At 64.6% G+C, this 15828-nt stretch carries 12 protein-coding genes; 5 read left to right on the top strand and 7 right to left on the bottom strand.

Annotated elements, in window-relative coordinates; genetic code table 11:
* Nucleotides 1-5: 5 nt before the first annotated feature.
* Both AC07PZ_RS05020 and AC07PZ_RS05025 read right to left on the bottom strand, forming a co-directional pair.
* Complete coding sequence (locus AC07PZ_RS05020) at nt 6-1259, bottom strand: type II toxin-antitoxin system HipA family toxin (protein ID WP_495293913.1); 1254 nt, start codon at nt 1257-1259, stop codon at nt 6-8.
* Nucleotides 1259-1531, bottom strand: a complete 273-nt coding sequence (locus tag AC07PZ_RS05025) for a type II toxin-antitoxin system Y4mF family antitoxin (RefSeq protein WP_495293914.1) — start codon at nt 1529-1531, stop codon at nt 1259-1261. Before AC07PZ_RS05025 ends, AC07PZ_RS05020 begins: the two co-directional genes overlap by 1 nt.
* 267 nt (nt 1532-1798) lie before the next feature.
* Between AC07PZ_RS05025 and AC07PZ_RS05030 the strand changes: the two genes are divergently transcribed.
* Nucleotides 1799-3565 (top strand): ATP-binding response regulator, encoded by a 1767-nt coding sequence (locus AC07PZ_RS05030; RefSeq protein WP_495293915.1) that lies wholly within the window; start codon nt 1799-1801, stop codon nt 3563-3565.
* On the opposite strand, the gene AC07PZ_RS05035 is transcribed toward AC07PZ_RS05030, so the two are convergent.
* From AC07PZ_RS05035 to AC07PZ_RS05045, 3 genes are read right to left on the bottom strand one after another with little or no spacing between them, the layout of a single operon-like run.
* A complete protein-coding gene (locus tag AC07PZ_RS05035; RefSeq protein ID WP_495293916.1) occupies nt 3480-4751 on the bottom strand; it encodes a pyridoxal-phosphate-dependent aminotransferase family protein in 1272 nt (423 codons plus the stop codon). The genes AC07PZ_RS05030 and AC07PZ_RS05035 overlap by 86 nt on opposite strands.
* 14 nt (nt 4752-4765) lie before the next feature.
* Entirely contained in the window at nt 4766-6187 is a 1422-nt protein-coding gene (locus tag AC07PZ_RS05040; protein ID WP_495293917.1) for an FAD-dependent oxidoreductase, read from the bottom strand.
* A 55-nt stretch (nt 6188-6242) separates the two neighbouring features.
* Nucleotides 6243-7235: a tripartite tricarboxylate transporter substrate binding protein gene (locus AC07PZ_RS05045; protein ID WP_495293918.1), complete on the bottom strand. Its 993-nt coding sequence runs from the start codon at nt 7233-7235 to the stop codon at nt 6243-6245.
* Nucleotides 7236-7410: 175 nt separating this feature from the next.
* Between AC07PZ_RS05045 and AC07PZ_RS05050 the strand changes: the two genes are divergently transcribed.
* Nucleotides 7411-8301 carry a LysR family transcriptional regulator gene (locus AC07PZ_RS05050; RefSeq protein ID WP_495293919.1) on the top strand — a complete coding sequence of 297 codons (891 nt, stop codon included), beginning with the start codon at nt 7411-7413 and terminating at the stop codon, nt 8299-8301.
* Nucleotides 8302-8310: 9 nt separating this feature from the next.
* On the opposite strand, the gene AC07PZ_RS05055 is transcribed toward AC07PZ_RS05050, so the two are convergent.
* The gene (locus AC07PZ_RS05055) at nt 8311-9303 is read right to left on the bottom strand and encodes a Bug family tripartite tricarboxylate transporter substrate binding protein (RefSeq protein ID WP_495293920.1); all 993 of its coding nucleotides are present in this window, start codon (nt 9301-9303) and stop codon (nt 8311-8313) included.
* Between the two features lie 86 nt (nt 9304-9389).
* The gene (locus AC07PZ_RS05060) at nt 9390-10463 is read right to left on the bottom strand and encodes a tartrate dehydrogenase (RefSeq protein WP_495293921.1); all 1074 of its coding nucleotides are present in this window, start codon (nt 10461-10463) and stop codon (nt 9390-9392) included.
* Between the two features lie 109 nt (nt 10464-10572).
* Between AC07PZ_RS05060 and AC07PZ_RS05065 the strand changes: the two genes are divergently transcribed.
* The 3 genes from AC07PZ_RS05065 (at nt 10573) to AC07PZ_RS05075 (ending at nt 15515) form a co-directional block, all read left to right on the top strand.
* On the top strand, nt 10573-11484 hold the full coding sequence (locus tag AC07PZ_RS05065; protein ID WP_495293922.1) for a LysR substrate-binding domain-containing protein: 912 nt from the start codon (nt 10573-10575) through the stop codon (nt 11482-11484).
* 396 nt (nt 11485-11880) lie between these two features.
* Nucleotides 11881-12885, top strand: coding sequence for a HamA C-terminal domain-containing protein (locus tag AC07PZ_RS05070; protein WP_495293923.1), 1005 nt, complete (start codon nt 11881-11883; stop codon nt 12883-12885).
* A complete protein-coding gene (locus AC07PZ_RS05075; RefSeq protein WP_495293924.1) occupies nt 12882-15515 on the top strand; it encodes a DEAD/DEAH box helicase in 2634 nt (877 codons plus the stop codon). Before AC07PZ_RS05070 ends, AC07PZ_RS05075 begins: the two co-directional genes overlap by 4 nt.
* Nucleotides 15516-15828: the final 313 nt, after the last annotated feature.

Consider the following 15828-nt stretch of genomic DNA (forward strand, 5'->3'; position numbering starts at 1 on the left):
AAGGGCTAACCCTCGATGCGGCGCGCCGCCTGCCGGGTCATCGACTTCACCTTCATGGCCAGCTTGTCGGCAAAGCTCTGGCCGCTCTTGCCGAGTTCGGGGTAGATCTCGCGCGTGGCCTGGTCGATCGCGTCCGGGACGCGCGCGGCGAGCGACAGCGCCACGGACTGCAGGTACCTGGCGCCCATGCCCAGTTGCACGGCCAGGCCCCGCACCTGTTCCGCGCCGATCTCGCCAGGCAGAACCCGGCCGCCGATGTCGAAGGCGAACTCCCGCGACAGGCCGGGATAGATGCGGGTGCACATCAGGTCGTAGAACGGCGTGAGCCGAACTCCTTCACCCGCGCGCTGGTAGATCGAGAGGTTCTTCGCGTGGCTGTCGTTGTTGCCCACGTAGATGTTGAAGAAGATCCACTGCGCGAAGGCCTGCAGGTCGAGCGCCGACCGGGCGCTGTAGCGGCGGATGATCTGCGCGCACTGCGCCACGCCGGGGCCGCCTTCCTTCTCGTACTTGCGCTCGGACCCGAGTCCCGCGATCTGGCAGAAGTCGTACTGGACCAGGCGATCCAGCGTGCCGTCGTCGCGCAGCAGCCGATCGAAGCGCTTGACGATGCAGGCGCCGGTCAGGGGTTCGTAGAAGACCTCGGCGGTCGGCAGCCCGCAACGGGCCGCCGCCCGCATGACGATGGCCTCGTTGGCCGCCGACTCGCGCACCTTGTCCAGGCGGCGGATGTCCGGCTTGAGGATGTGGGTGGATGGCGCCGACCCTTTCGGCAGCAGCGGCGTGATGCCGTCGAAGATGGCCACGGAGGCCTTGTCCTGCGCACCTGCGAGAGAGATCCGGGTGTTGTCCCCGCCGATCTGGATCGCGGCGGCCGACCGGGTCCGGATGGTTCGGGCGAGCAGCGCCCATGTCGTCGGCTCATACGCAGGAGGCTCGGGCAGCTGGCCTTGCGGCAGCAGGGTGAAGGCGCCGGCGGTGTCGCCCGCCACCTCGAGCAGCAGCGAGAACAGCGTGGAGGCCTTGCGCTGTTCGGACAGATAGATGCGCAGGTCGCCTTCCGGCAGCAGGTTCTCGAAGAACGCGTGCACCTCCGGGGATTCGATCGGCCCGCCACGAAGGTCGATCACGGAAAGGGAGAACGCGTCCCGGCGTTCCAGCCAGGCCTGCGCGTAGACGAAGCTCAGCGGCGAGGTGTCGTGAACCGTGCCGATGCGTTCGGCGCCATAGAAGACGTCCAGTGCCGTCGCGCGCTGCATCACAGCGCGGTCGACGCCTTGTGCCGGGCCACCAGCTCGAGCCCCAGCAGGTCCAGCACGTCGAGCACCTTCTGCAGTTGCACGGTCGGCTTGCCTTTCTCGATGTCGACGATCAGGCGATTGCCCGTGTTGCCGATGCCTGCCAGATCGACCTGGCGCAGCCCCGAAGCCTGGCGCTGCGCACGCACGACCGCGCCCATTTCCACCGCGGAGCGAATCACCAGGGGAAGGTCCCCGTCGCCGATCTGGCGCGACGATGCGGATGCAGCCATGTCAACCTTTCAAGTTACCGAAAGGTAATTTATCACTCCAGGGACGCGAAGGTCAACGCCAAATTACCGTTCAGTAATTTCTTCAGGATCATGGACGAAGCTGGCCAACACATTACCGTTCGGTAATTTCACCTGAAAGCACGGTCTGTGTCGAATCCGGATGAACTAGGGCGCGCATGCCATCACCCAAAACACGGATGCTGAACAATAATTCCGGCAGAGCATCCGGGACAGCAATCCATGCTAACCACCGAAGAAGCCACACCCTTGAAGACAAACCGGACCCGCGCCCTGGAAGTCGCCGCGGTCATGACCAGCGGAAAGCGCTTCGTCCCGAGCTATCTGATCCTGGTGGCCGCATTCACCTTGCTGATCTGGCGAGCCATGCCGCGCCTCACGCTGATCGCGTGGGTCTGCATCTACCTCCTGCACATCACCGTGCGAACGGTCGCAACGAAGCTCTACCACCAGGGCACCGAGGACGACCGCACCCGCAACCTGCGCTTCTGGAACGGCTTCGTGACCGGGTCCGCGGTGGGCCACGGGCTGATCATGGGGAGCCTCGCCGTCCTGGCGTTTCCCAACCTCACGCCCGACGCGCGCATCGGCCTGACCGGGCTGGTCTTCTTCATCTGCGCCGCTTCATCGACCTATGTGGCGGCCTTGCTGAAGCCTCTGCTGCTGCTCATCAGCCTTGCCATTCTTCCCTTCGTCGCCGCCTGGTGGTGGTTCTCCGGCGACCCGTGGCGCACCACCATCCTGTTCGTGGCCTGGGCCCTCAACTGCTTCCTGTGCTGGAACCACCACACCCTTCTGCATCGCGGCTGGGAACTGCTCGCAAGCAACGAGGCACTGGCGCGCGAACTCCAGCAGAAGAACCTGACGCTGCAGGAAAGCGCGACGGCGCGGAGCTGGCTGTTCGCCACGGCGAGTCACGACCTGCGCCAGCCCGTTCACGCACTCGGCCTGACGGTCGCGCAACTCGACGAGTTCGACGCTCCGTCGTTGCTGCGCGAACGCTTCGACCGGCTGGAGGACATCTCCACCATGCTGAGCGAGATGCTGCACGAGCTGATGGACCTCAACACCCTCGACCGCAGCGACTATGTCGCGGTGCCGGAGGTGGTGCCCCTGCAGCCGCTGCTCGACCAGCTGGACAGGAGCCTGCAACCCATCGCCATCCGCAAGGGGTTGTTCCTGTCGATGCCTGCGCAGGCGCCGTTCAGCGTCCATTCGGACGCGAAGCTGCTGCGGCGCATCCTGCTCAACCTGATCTCCAACGCCATTCGCTACACGGCGGAAGGCGGTGTCACGGTCACGAGCGAAGTGCGTGGAGACGAGCTGGTCGTCACCGTCCACGACACGGGCATCGGCATCTCCGACGACGAGCTCGACCTCATCTTCGGCGCCTACGTCAGGCTGTCCGACCCGGTGGAGCCCGACAGTGGCAGCGCCGGACTCGGGCTGTCGATCGTGCGCCGCGCCGCGGAACGCCTGGGCCACGTGCTGACGGTGCGGTCCAGACAAGGCGCGGGGTCGACCTTCGAAATCGCGATGCAGCGCGCACCGCACTCGCTACACGAAGCAGCCAGCGATGCAGCGTCGCCCGCCAGATCGGCACTGCATCCGTCGACGACCGACCGCATCGTGCTGCTGATCGAAGACGACGCCCAGGTGCTGCATGCGCTGGAGACGCTGGTGAACATCTGGGGCTTCCGGGCCGTCGGCGGGCGCACGGCCGACGAGGCCCTGGGCCGCCTCGACGCCACGGCCGTGCCGGACGCCGTCATTTCCGACATGCACCTGCAGGCCAGGGCGAATGGCATCGAGGCCATCGACGCCGTCCGGATCCGCTTCGACCGACCAGCGCTGCCCGCGCTGCTGATGACCGGCGACATGCGGATGGACGTCAGAACCCAGGCCACCGAACGCGGGATCGCCGTGGCCATCAAGCCGTTGTCGCCCTCGCTGCTGCGGGAGGAACTGCTGCGGCTGGTGCAGGCTGCGCCGCAGGTTGCGCGAAGTGCGCCATGATCGCCGCGACGCCGCTGCCCGCCGTTGCAATGCCTGCCAGCCCGAGCCCCATCTCCACGCCGGCCACCATGGCCACCAGCGTCAGGTCGTTGCTGTCGCCGAGGTGGCCCATCCGGAACATGCGGCCCTTGAGCTTGCCCAGGCCGGTGCCGAGCGACAGGTCGAAGCGCGTGTGGATCAGCTGCCGCAACGCATCCGCATCGACGCCTTCGGGCGTGATGACACCCGTCAGTACCGGCGAATACACCGCCGGGTCTGCGCACTGGATCGGCAGGCCCCACGCATCGGCAGCGGCACGCACGCCCGCCGCCCAGCGCTGGTGGCGCGCGAACACCTTGTTCAGCCCTTCGCCGAGCAGCATGTCGAGCGACTCGCTCAGGCCATACAGCAGGTTGGTGCTCGGCGTGTAGGGCCAATAGCCGGACTGGTTCATCGGGATGATCTCGTCCCAGGCCCAGAAGGCGCGCGGCAGCCGGGCGCGCTTCGACGCCTCGAGCGCCTTCGGCGACACCGCGTTGAAGCTCAGGCCCGGCGGCAGCATCAGGCCTTTCTGCGACCCGCTGACCGTCACGTCGACACCCCATTCGTCATGCCGATAGTCCGCGCTCGCGAGCCCGGAGATGCTGTCGACCAGCAGCAAGGCCGGATGGCCGGCCGCATCGATCGCGCGCCGCACGGCGGCGATGTCCGACGTGACGCCGGTGGAGGTCTCGTTGTGGACCACGCACACGGCACGGATGCGATGGGCGCCGTCCTGCCGCAGGCGCGCCTCGATCAGCGCGGCATCGACGCCATGCCGCCAGCCGGCCGCCTGCGGCAGCTGCGCGTCGGTGCCCTTCCAGCCGATGACCTCGGTCTCGAGCCCGAGCCGGGCGGCGAGCTTCTGCCAGAGCGACGCGAAATGGCCGGTCTCGTACATCAGCACGTGGTCGCCGGGGCTCAGCGTGTTGCACAGCGCCGCCTCCCACGCGCCGGTGCCGGAAGCCGGATAGACCACGACCGGATGGCGGGTTCGAAAGACCTCGCCCAGGCCCCGCAGCACCTTGAGCCCCAGCACACCGAATTCGGGGCCGCGATGGTCGATGGTCGGATAGCTGATGGCGCGCAGGATGCGGTCGGGCACCGGGCTCGGCCCCGGAATCTGCAGGAAGTGACGGCCCGAGGTGTGTTGGTTTAGTGTTGGCATGCAAGCGGCTCCGGTCAGCGCGTCATCGTGCGCGACAAGGTCTGCTGCGGCAAGTAGGCGCCGGCCTCGCGCAGGCGCTCGACCAGCACCTGGGTGTCGAGATCGCAGGCCGGCTGCCCGGTCGCCACCGACTGCGCCGCCGCCGTACCGACAGCCTCGCCCATCATGTAGGCCGCCGATTGCGCCCGGATCGAGCCATGCACCTTGGTGTCGCTCGAATGGCAGCGGCCGGCGACCCAGAGGTTCTGCGACCCACGCGGCACCAGGATGCTGTAAGGAATGCCGACGCAGCCGCCGTGGCCGAGGTTGTCCTTGCCGTCGAAGTCCCGCAGGAAGCGCTCGTATTCCTCGCGCGACGTGTTCGTCGGATGCACGTCGGTCGGCCGGTTGTAGACCGCGATCTGGTCCGCGAACTGCCGCCGGTTGCGGAAGTCCTCGATGCCCAGCTCGAACTCGCCGACGATGCGGCGCGAATCGCGCACGCCCATCACGGGCGCGGTCGTCACCAGCTCCAGGTCGGCGCAGCCGGGCACGTACTTCCGATAGAACTCCAGGTATTCGACCGCCAGCTTGCGGCCGAACACCATGCCGTCGGACAGGCTGCGGATCGACAGCGGATCGAGGTTGAACACATGGCCGCCGTTCAGCGTGGCCGTGGCATCGCCGATCTTGTTCATGCCGGGCATGAAGCGGTCTTCCTGCGTGAAGTGGCCGTCGTCGATGGCCTGCGCCAGCAGCGTGGTCTTGGTGCGCTGCTTGACCGCATCGAGTCCGCGCCAGTCGTTGCCATAGGCCGGGTCGTTCCAGTCCATGCCGCCGTACAGCGAGCACAGCGTGCTGGGTGCCACCGTGTCGGTATCGCGCAGCACGACCTTGCATTCGGCACCGGCCAGCGCCGCCAGCGCGGCGTCGCCCGTCGCATCGACGAAGGTCTTGGCCTTCACGTAGCGCAGGCCCTCGACGTTGCTCAGCACCACGCCGTCGATGCGGCCGTCACGCACCTCGACGTCGATCACGCGGGTGAAGAAGCGCAGCTCCACGCCGGCCGCGACCGCGAAGTCGTCCAGGATGCGCTTCAGGTGCTCGGGCTTGAAAGGCACCCAGCGGTTGAGCTGCGAATTCAGGAACTCCGGCACCACCGGCGGGCCGAAGGCCTTCTGCGCCCACATGGTGCCGAGCAGCTCCTTCATGAAGCCGCCCACCAGCATGCGCTCGCCGTCGGACACCGGCCCGAACGACGCTACCAGGCCCGAGGTGCCCATGCCGCCAAGGCAGCCCGTGGCTTCGACCAGCAAGGTGCGCAGGCCCAGGCGCGCGGCGCAGACGGCAGCCGCCGTGCCGGCCGGCCCGCCACCTGCGACCACCAGGTCGTAGGTGTCGTCCACCGGGATGCGTTTGGCATAGGCGTAGCTGGAAGAAGTGTCGATGTCGGTCATGAGGTTGCCAGGATGAAAGGAGGTTGCGATGGCGCCGGGGTTGCGGTGCGGGGACTCAGTTGACCGGCGCGCCGAGCGGCTTCGTCACCGTGGCGAAGCGCGTGATCTCGCTCTGGATGAAGGCCTTGAACGCATCGGGGCCCTGGGGCAGGACATCGATGCCCATCTCGGCCATGGCCTTCGCGACCTCGGGGGCGGACAGCGAGCTCAGGATGTCGGTCGACAGCTTTCCGGCAATGTCCGGCGGCAGGCCGGCCGGTGCCATGAAGCCGGCCCAGTTGACGACGTCGAAGCCGGGCACGGTCTCTGCAATCGCAGGCCAGTCGCGATGCAGCGCGCTGCGCTCCTTGCTCGTCACGCCCAGCACCTTGAGCTGGCCCGACCTGATGAAGGTCTCTGCCGAACTCGCGACCGAGAAGCCGATCGGCACCTGCTTGCCGACCATGTCGGTGTACATCTTGGCCGCGCCGTTGTAGGGCACATGCTGCAGCTCGATGCCCGCCATGTGGTTGAGCAGCTCGCCCGCCAGCTGCGCCGAGGTGCCGATGCCGTTCGATGCGAACGAGATCGCGCCCGGCTGCTTCTTCGCCAGCGCGATCAGCTCGCGCATGTCGCTGGCCGGAAAGTTGGCGCTGGCCATCAGCGCCATCGTGTAGTAGCCGATGCGCGCGATCGGCTGCAGGTCTTTCAGCGTGTCGTAGGGCAGGTCCTTGCGCTGCACGGCATTGATGCTGAGCGAGCTGCCGAGCAGGCCGACGGTGTAGCCGTCGGGCACGGCGCGCGCCGTGGCAAGGGTGCCGATCACGACGCCGCCGCCGGGTTTGTTCTCCACCGTCACGGGTTGCTTCCACATCGCTTCGAGCCGCTGCGCGATGGTGCGCGCCAGCCGGTCGGCGGCGCCACCGGCCGACTGCGGCACGATCAGCCGCACCGGCCGCGACGGAAAGCCCTGCGCGCGCAGCACCGGCGTGGCGGCGATGGCCGCTGCTGCCGTCGCCGCCTGGAGGACGCAACGGCGCGTCAGGCCCTGGGATGTTGGAATGCTCATGTCTTGTCTCCGTGATGCGGGTGGACGGCTCTTGCGTCTCTGCGGCCATTGTTCTGGCGCGCCGCCCTCGCGGCAAATGAAAAGACACGGGCATCATTTAACCTTTGGTTATGTCCCTGGCACGCGTCCCCGGCACGCGCTGCCATGCCATCCACACCACCTGAAGGAACCGGCGATGAACCTGCGCCACATGGAAGTGTTTCGGGCAGTCATGCTCACCGGCGGCGTCAACGGCGCGGCCGAGCTGCTGCACGTGTCGCAACCCGCCGTCAGCAAGCTGCTGGCTCATGCGGCACGGCAGACCGGGCTGACGCTGTTCGAGCGCGTGAAGGGCCGGCTGGTGCCCACGCCCGAGGCGCAGCAGCTCTATCAGGAGATCGAGGCGCTGTGGCGCGGCGTCGACCGCGTGCGCGACGTGACGCGCAGCCTGGCGCAGCCGGAGACCGGCACGCTGCGCCTGGCGGTGTCGGCCAGCATCGCGCCCTGGCTCGCACCCCGCGCACTCGCGCAGCTGTACGAGACGTATCCGCACCTGAAGAGCCGCGTCGAGGTGCTGGTCGCGCCGATCATGGTCGACGCGCTGCTCGAGCGATCGATCGACCTCGCGGTCGGCCTGCTGCCGAACGACCATCCGAACCTGGTCACGGTCAAGAGCTACCAGTGCGCCCTCGCCTGCGCGATGCGCGACGACCATCCGCTCGCGGCCAAGGCCTCTCTGCGGCCGGCCGACCTGATCGGCCACCGCGTGATCACCTCACCGGCCAGCACGCCCTACGGCGGCAGCCTGCAGCGCGCCTATGGCCGGTGGGGCGCGGGCCTGGACCTCGACATCGAGGTCCGCTCCGCCACGACCGCCTGCTGGTTCGCGCAGGCCGGCACCGGGGTCGCGGTGGTCGACCAGGCGGCCGTTGCGGGGCAATCGTTCAGCGGACTCGCGATACGCCCATTCCGCAGCAGCGAACGGCTGGAGGTGCGGATCATCCGCGACCGGTACCGGCCGATGTCGGTCATCCACGAGGCCTTCTGCCGGGCCTTCGATTCGGTATGGCGGGAGGCGCTGGGCTGAAGCCCAGGCTCAGTCGACCGTCACGCCGCCGTCCTTCACCAGCTTCGCGAACTTGAGCGTCTCGTCCTGGATGCGCGCCGCCATCTCGGCCGGGCTGTCGCCGATCGGGTCGGCGCCGATCGCGCTCATGCGCTGCGCGAACTCGGGCGACCGGATGATGCGGGTCATCTCGCTGCTGAGGCGCGCGATGACTTCCTTCGGTGTCGACGCGGGCGCGAGCACGCCGAACCAGGTGCCGATGTCGAAGCCCTTGAGCCCGGCCTCCTGCAGCGTCGGCACGTCGGGCAGGGCCGACGACCGGCGCGCCGTGGTCACCGCCAGCGCGCGCAGCTTGCCGCCCTTGATGTGCTGCAGCACCGGCGTGACGGTGTCGAAGGACATCGCGACCTGTCCGCCGAGCAGGTCGGTGGTCAACGGGCCGCTGCCCTTGTACGGCACATGCAGCAGCCGCACGCCGGTGCTGGCCTGGAACTGGGTGCCGATCAAATGCTGCGCGGTGCCGTTGCCGTTCGAGCCATAGGCCAGCTCGACCGATGAGGACCTGGCGAACGCCACGAGCTCGGCCACCGACCGGGCCGGCGTGCGCGCCGGGTTGACGACCAGCACGTTGGGGACCATCGCCACGGTCGTGATCGGCGCCAGGTCCTTCTGGAAGTCGTAAGGCAGCTTCTTGTAGACGCTGGTGGCGATGGTGTGATGCACCGCACCCATCAGCAGCGTGTAGCCATCGCCCTTCGCCTTGACGACATAGTCCGCGCCCAGCGTCGCGCCGGCACCCGGCTTGCTCTCGACGATCACCGGTTGGCCCAGGCTCTTCGACAGATCGTCGGCCAGCGCACGAGCGAGCACGTCGGTCGTGCCACCCGCGGGGAACGGCACGACCAGGCTGATCGGCCGGCTCGGCCACGTGTCGGCGGCGGCCAGCGTGAACGCGAGCGACGACGCGACGCCGATGCCCAGCGCGACGACCGTCCGGGTGGCGATGCCGAAGTGATGCTTCATGAATGTCTCCTGCTGTTGTTGGTATCTCTGTCGGGTGCGATGGCCGGGTCTGGCGCCCGGTTGGCTTGTCGCGGGCTGGTCTGGCGCTACGCGGCCGACGTGAGCTGGCCGCACACGGCCTTCGTCACGTCCGCGGTACCAGCCTTGCCGCCCAAGTCGCGCGTGTGCAGCGACGGGTCGGCCGTCACGGTCTCGATGGCCTGCATCACGCGTGCGGCGGCTTCGTGCTCGCCGAGGTGCTCGAGCAGCATCACCACCGACCAGAAAGTGCCGACCGGGTTGGCCAGCCCCTTGCCCATGATGTCGAAGGCCGAGCCATGGATCGGTTCGAACATCGACGGGTAGCGGCGCTCCGGATCGATGTTGCCGGTGGGTGCGATGCCCAGGCTGCCCGCGAGCGCTGCGGCCAGGTCGCTGAGGATGTCGGCATGCAGGTTGGTCGCGACGATGGTGTCGAGCGTCGCCGGACGGTTGACCATGCGCGCGGTGGCTGCGTCGACCAGTTCCTTGTCCCAGGTCACCGCCGGAAACTCCTTGCTGATCTGCACCGCGATCTCGTCCCACATCACCATCGCGTGGCGCTGCGCATTGCTCTTGGTCACGACGGTCAGCAGCTTGCGGGGCCGCGACGCGGCGAGCTTGAACGCGAAACGCATGATCCGCTCCACGCCCGCGCGGGTCATCATCGACACGTCGGTCGCTGCTTCGATCGGATGGCCCTGGTGCACGCGGCCGCCAACGCCCGCGTATTCGCCTTCGGAGTTCTCGCGGACGATGACCCAGTCGAGATCCTTCGGGCCACAGCGCTTCAGCGGCGCGTCGATGCCCGGCAGGATGCGCGTCGGGCGCACGTTGGCGTACTGGTCGAAGCCCTGGCAAATCTTCAGCCGCAGGCCCCACAACGTGACGTGGTCGGGGATGTGCGGGTCGCCTGCGGAGCCGAACAAGATCGCGTCCTTGTCGCGCAATGCGTCCAGGCCGTCGTTCGGCATCATCACGCCGTGGGCGCGGTAGTAGTCGCCGCCCCAGTCGAAGTCTTCGAACGCGAAGCAGAAGGAATTGCTGGTCGCGGCCAATGCTTCCAGCAACTCGCGACCTGCGGGAATCACTTCCTTGCCGATGCCGTCGCCGGGGATGGTCGCGATCTTGTATGTCTTCATGAAGGTCTCAGTCGGTGGTCGGGAATGCCACCACTTTAGAAACCATCCGGGCTTGGAATCGGCGCTAGAGTGAAGCCATTGTTCACTTCATTTCAACAGTGAGGATGCGATGGTCCACGGAATCCAACCGGCCGATCTCGGCTTTTTCTCCGCGCTCGCAAGCGCCGGCAGCCTGAGCGCAGCAGCGCGTGAACTGGGTGTGACCACGCCCGCGGTCAGCAAGCGGCTGGCGCTGATGGAGTCGCGGCTGGGCGTGGTGCTCGTCACCCGCACGACGCGGCGCATGGGCCTCACGCCCGAAGGCGAGCTGTACCTGGAACACGCCCGCCGCATCCTGGCCGAGATCGACGGCATGGCAGAGGTGCTTGGTGCGGGCAAGGCGGTGCCGAAGGGCTTGCTGCGCGTTAACGCGACGCTGGGGTTTGGCCGCAGCCACGTCGCGCCGATGCTGTCGAAGTTCGTGCGCAAGTACCCGGAGGTGGAAGTGCAACTGCAGTTGTCGGTGAATCCGCCGCCGATGACGGACGACGCGTACGACGTCTGCATCCGCTTCGGCGCGCCACCGGACTCGCGGGCCGTCGCGCGGCGGTTGGCGGCGAATCGACGGCTGCTGTGCGCGTCACCGGCTTATCTGGCGAAGTTCGGCGTACCGAAAGCGCCGGGTGAATTGGTGCGGCACAACTGCATCGGGATTCGTCAGGGGGAAGAGGCTTATGGCGTGTGGCGACTCACCAGCGGGCGCGGGGCGAAGACCGAGACGTTGACGGTGAAGACGCGCGGGAACCTGACGACCAACGATGGGGAGATTGCGGTGAATTGGGCGTTGGAGGGGCACGGGATTCTGATGCGCGCTGAGTGGGACATCGAGCGGTACTTGCGCAACGGGCGGCTGGTGCAGGTGATGCCGCAGTTTCAGACGCCGGATGCGGATATTTATGCGGTTTATCCGCAGAGGCATCAGGGGGCTACGCGGGTCAGGGGGTTTGTGGAGTTTGCGGCTGGAGTGTTGGGGGTGAGGTAGGGCTGAATGCAGGGGGAGAACTCCTCCGAATACCATCAATGTGCTATGGCGAATAAGACGTTTTTCTGTAGCCTATGAACGCGCTACGGTCACTGCTTGTTTGCGGGCGATCCAGGAGATATCCATGTCTGCTTTGCAGCGGTTGCAGTCGGCCGCGGCATTACGGCGAACTTAAGTTAGGCGGCATCAAGCCGACACTCAGCCGTGGTGAGGGAGGTCACGCCCGCCCGCCTGCCCGCGGGCGGCGGACCATGACCCGGTTAGCCTGGCCCTTTGATGTAACGCCCTGATAAGGCGGACATCGGCGCCGGCCAAACGCAACGACCACCTGCGGAGAGTTCTGCGTAACAATCCGTGTCAAGGAAGAAGCCTCGTCATAAGGAAAGGGATCACGGGATGGGACAGTCCAAAGTAGGGTTGGAAAAGCTCGAACGACAACTAGTCACGCTCAAAGATGATGTCCAGCTTTCTAAGCATGTCGCCTTAGCGACTGCCTCCGTAGATCCATCGCAACCCGCGACCAGCCTCATGCACGTGCGGCTTCAAGAGAATTTGGCGAACGTACAAAGCTTCGTTAGATACCTCTGGAGCCGAACGGCAAACTACGCCCTATCTCGAAAGCGACGGCTTGAGTTCGACGCTGAGCAGGCCGCCCTTCCACATGGCGACATGAGCGTTTCGCTCTCAATCGCGGATGCGACACGCGATGCTTTCCTTGAATTCAACGAAAAGTACCCCCACCGCTCAAGCGAGGTGGGCGAGGTCCTTGCCTACTGCATCGCCATTGAGCAGCTTGGCGCGGCACAGCTTGCCGCCAAGATGTCCTTGAAGACCAATAACAACATGCCTGTGCATGGCCTCGACGGCATTCATGCAACCGTCGAGAGCGGCTGGCTGGTGATCTATTTCTTGGAGTCGAAGCTAAGCAAAACCGCCAACGGTGGTGCCGCAGACTTCGCGGAGTCGGTTGCGGAATTCACATCCAACAAAAAGCAATATCGCCGCGAGTATTCCATCGTCAGGGACTTGGGCAACCTAGACACACTGGATGAGGAGAGCCGCAAGGTCGCTTTGCGTTACTTCGACGTCATGGCGTCGGCCGACGATGTTCCCAAACGCGAGCGCTACGTGGGTGTGGTGCTTTACTCGGACGACAAGCTGTTCAAGGGTCTTCCGCCAGTGAACAACCAGCAGCAACCTGGTTTTCATGAGAAGGAGCTTTCCGCTATTTATAAGCAGGAACTTGAACATCACCAGAAAGCTACCTTGAAGCACCTCACCGACCACGGTGCTGACCCTAATAAATGCCTTGTCTACTTCGTCGTCGTCCCTGACGCGGATGAAGTGCGTGAGCTGTTCTACGGCGCCATGGGGTATGTGCCCAAGAAGGGCCAGCCATGAGCTCGTTTGCCCTTGAGCTGTCACAGCGTTTCACAAGCAATGACAAGTACTGGACACTGCTGGCCGGTCTGCAGGCGGCAGGCGTTGCCAAGACGCTAGAGAAGGCTCCTGAGACCAAGGATGTAAGCGCCGACGACCTCGCTAAGCTTTTGTACTGTGCCGAAGTTTTCGTTCAAACAGAAGAAGAAACCCTGCACCGTCAAGCTCAAGAAATTGCCATCCAGTCGCTGCTGGTCACCGAGGATGGAAAGGCGCGTGAGCGCGCGCTTGGCCTACTGGGCGAGCTGGGAAATTTTCCTAGCCTGAAGTTCGCTGAGCAGCACATCGGCAAGGGCGATGAGACCTTGCTTGGGCTTGTCAATCGACGGATTTCCGAGCGAGCCAGCAGTGTCCAGATTGGAACGGAGACTCGCGCACTTACTGCATATCAGCGCAGGGTCTGGCAGAGCCTGCCAGCAAAGGCTGCCCAAGTCATCACCGCGCCGACGTCGGCTGGCAAATCCTTTCTGGTGCTCGAACACATTTGCCGACAGGCCGAGAGCAGCGAATACTTCACGGCGGTGTACTTAACGCCGACGCGCGCCTTGCTGTCAGAAGTCCAGAACAAGCTCCACGCCCGATTCAGCGGGCAGTCCAATATCAGGATTTCAGCGGTTCCATCTATTGACCAGCTCGAGCGGCCAAAGCAAATCTTCGTGCTTACCCAAGAACGACTGAGCAGTCTTCTCTCAGTGGCGCCGGACAAAATGTCTTTCGACATCGTGGTCGTCGACGAGGCTCAGAACATCGCTGACGACACGCGAGGAATGATTCTTCAGGATTGCCTGGAAAGGATCGCGCAGCGCTCATCGACAACCAAGGTCATCTTGCTAGCACCTGGCGCTGAAGGGATGCCGGCCTTAGCGCGGTCTTTTGGCGTCACTGACCTGGTACCCCTTTCAACTAGGCTGTCGCCGGTTCAGCAGAACCGCATTGTTCTCAGCAAGGTCAGGCGCAAGCACTTTGAGTTGAACATTGCCTTAATGGGGCGAGACGGCATTCGGATGCCGATGGGCAACGTACGGGTCGAGCGGTCCCTTGCAAACAAAGCCAGCCGTCTCGCCAACGTAGCTGTCGAAATGAGCGGCAATGGAGGGTCACTCCTCTACGAGACCGGCGCCCGGGAGGCCGAAAAGACTGCGGCGCTGCTCGCAACCCTTCTGAAATCCAAAAACGGCGAGCTGAAAGATGGGTCGCTGGAAGAATTGTCAGTGTTTATCCAAGAGCACGTCCATCCTGAGTACCAATTAGCAGACATGGTGCGGCACGGCGTCGCATACCACTACGGGCGCATGCCGAGCCTGCTGCGCGAAGCGATAGAGACCTCATTCAAGCGAGACCAAGGCGGCGTCAAGTACTTAGTCTGCACCACGACTCTTGCTCAAGGGGTCAACCTCCCTGCCCGCAACGTTTTCATCGACACACCTACTCGGGGTGCAGGCAAGCCATTGGATCCAGCATTGCTCTGGAACTTCGCCGGCCGGGCCGGCAGGCTCAATAACGACATCGTCGGCAACGTGTTCCTCCTCAACTATGAGGAGTGGGACACAAAGCCGATGGACCAGTTCGTGCCGTTCCGAGTTAAGCCAGCCCTCGCTGAGACTCTTGTCAACCATGGAGCGATTGTTGCTCAGGCGTTGCGCGAAGGTGTGCTGCCAGCAGAGCAAGTCAGCAAACCAGAGACGTTTCGCATTCGCGCCTGTGCCGGTCTGCTGGTGGCACATGCTGCACGCAGGGACCTTAAGCCCTACCTCGCCCGCGTGCTGCCGACATCAGACGGCGCGGTTGTCGATGAATTGGTGGACGCTGCGGAACGCGCCTATGCGAGCATCGGTCTGCCGGACGACATTTTGGCGGAGAACTGGACAATTGACCCGTTCGGGCTGCGCAAACTGTACGACTTTCTGATAACCAAAATTAGTGAGGGCGCTGTCCTGGAGCTAATCCCCGTACCGCCGGCCGATGCACCCAACGGGCACTACGAGAAAATTCTCGGTCGTATGGTCGAGCAGGTGACTGGCAAGTCGATGAAGTTCGGAATGCTCGCCGCTCCATTGGCACTCTGGTGGATGAAAGGCATGCCCTATCCCGTGATGCTGAAACTGTGGGCCGAGCGCCGCACAAGGACAGAAGAGCGAAAGGCGACTGCAGCCAAAGCTGAAGGGAAGGAAGCGCCAAAGCCTAAGAACATCAACCAACATATCTACGAAGCGTTCTCGCTCATTGAGGATGTCGTGCGATTTCAATTTGTGCAGCTCGGCAAGGCTTATCGGGACGTCTTGCTCCTTGCGCTGCGCGTCACGGGAAACGAGGCCCTGGTGGCGAACGTCTATCCGTTTGCAATTGCTCTTGAACTGGGAGTGTCCACTGAAGCTGGGACCGCCTACGTGGAGCTGGGGCTTTCGCGAATCGCAGCCGCAGCACTTGAGGCTCTTGCGCAACACGGCGAAACCCTGACCGCGGCCGGCGCAAGGCAGTTACTGACTGAAATCGACCCTACAAAAACTACGCTAGGCCCTGTCATCCTGGCCGAGTTGCGCCGGCTCGGCCTTGTGGATGAGACGAAGTTCGCGCCGGCAACGGAGCCCTGATTCAGCCGTCAATTGCCCCGGAACCGTTTTCTTACGCCGTAACAATGCCCTGCCGTAAAAGGAAGGCCGCGCTACAGCCAAAGTGCCTCCACATCTGCGTTAGGCGTGCCCGTCTTCCACCAATCTCATGCGAAGCAAAGCTGCACTTGCAGGCCTGTAGATGCCCGACTACGCGGCAGGCCAAAGTCAGCTTTCTTTCGACAGTCCCCGATATGGAATGATCGACTGCAATCAGTGGCGGATTCAACCGGTCGATGCAACACACTAACCACTGCTTAGGCAGAAGGAGTGTTGCAGATGAAATACCGGACAC

This window comes from Variovorax sp. GW821-FHT10B04 (assembly GCF_059415645.1).

Coding starts and splice junctions, on each gene's coding strand:
- AC07PZ_RS05020 (WP_495293913.1), bottom strand. CDS start 1,259: ATGCAGCGCGCGACGGCACTGGACGTCTTCTATGGCGCCGAACGCATC.
- AC07PZ_RS05025 (WP_495293914.1), bottom strand. CDS start 1,531: ATGGCTGCATCCGCATCGTCGCGCCAGATCGGCGACGGGGACCTTCCC.
- AC07PZ_RS05035 (WP_495293916.1), bottom strand. CDS start 4,751: ATGCCAACACTAAACCAACACACCTCGGGCCGTCACTTCCTGCAGATT.
- AC07PZ_RS05040 (WP_495293917.1), bottom strand. CDS start 6,187: ATGACCGACATCGACACTTCTTCCAGCTACGCCTATGCCAAACGCATC.
- AC07PZ_RS05045 (WP_495293918.1), bottom strand. CDS start 7,235: ATGAGCATTCCAACATCCCAGGGCCTGACGCGCCGTTGCGTCCTCCAG.
- AC07PZ_RS05050 (WP_495293919.1), top strand. CDS start 7,411: ATGAACCTGCGCCACATGGAAGTGTTTCGGGCAGTCATGCTCACCGGC.
- AC07PZ_RS05055 (WP_495293920.1), bottom strand. CDS start 9,303: ATGAAGCATCACTTCGGCATCGCCACCCGGACGGTCGTCGCGCTGGGC.
- AC07PZ_RS05060 (WP_495293921.1), bottom strand. CDS start 10,463: ATGAAGACATACAAGATCGCGACCATCCCCGGCGACGGCATCGGCAAG.
- AC07PZ_RS05065 (WP_495293922.1), top strand. CDS start 10,573: ATGGTCCACGGAATCCAACCGGCCGATCTCGGCTTTTTCTCCGCGCTC.
- AC07PZ_RS05070 (WP_495293923.1), top strand. CDS start 11,881: ATGGGACAGTCCAAAGTAGGGTTGGAAAAGCTCGAACGACAACTAGTC.
- AC07PZ_RS05075 (WP_495293924.1), top strand. CDS start 12,882: ATGAGCTCGTTTGCCCTTGAGCTGTCACAGCGTTTCACAAGCAATGAC.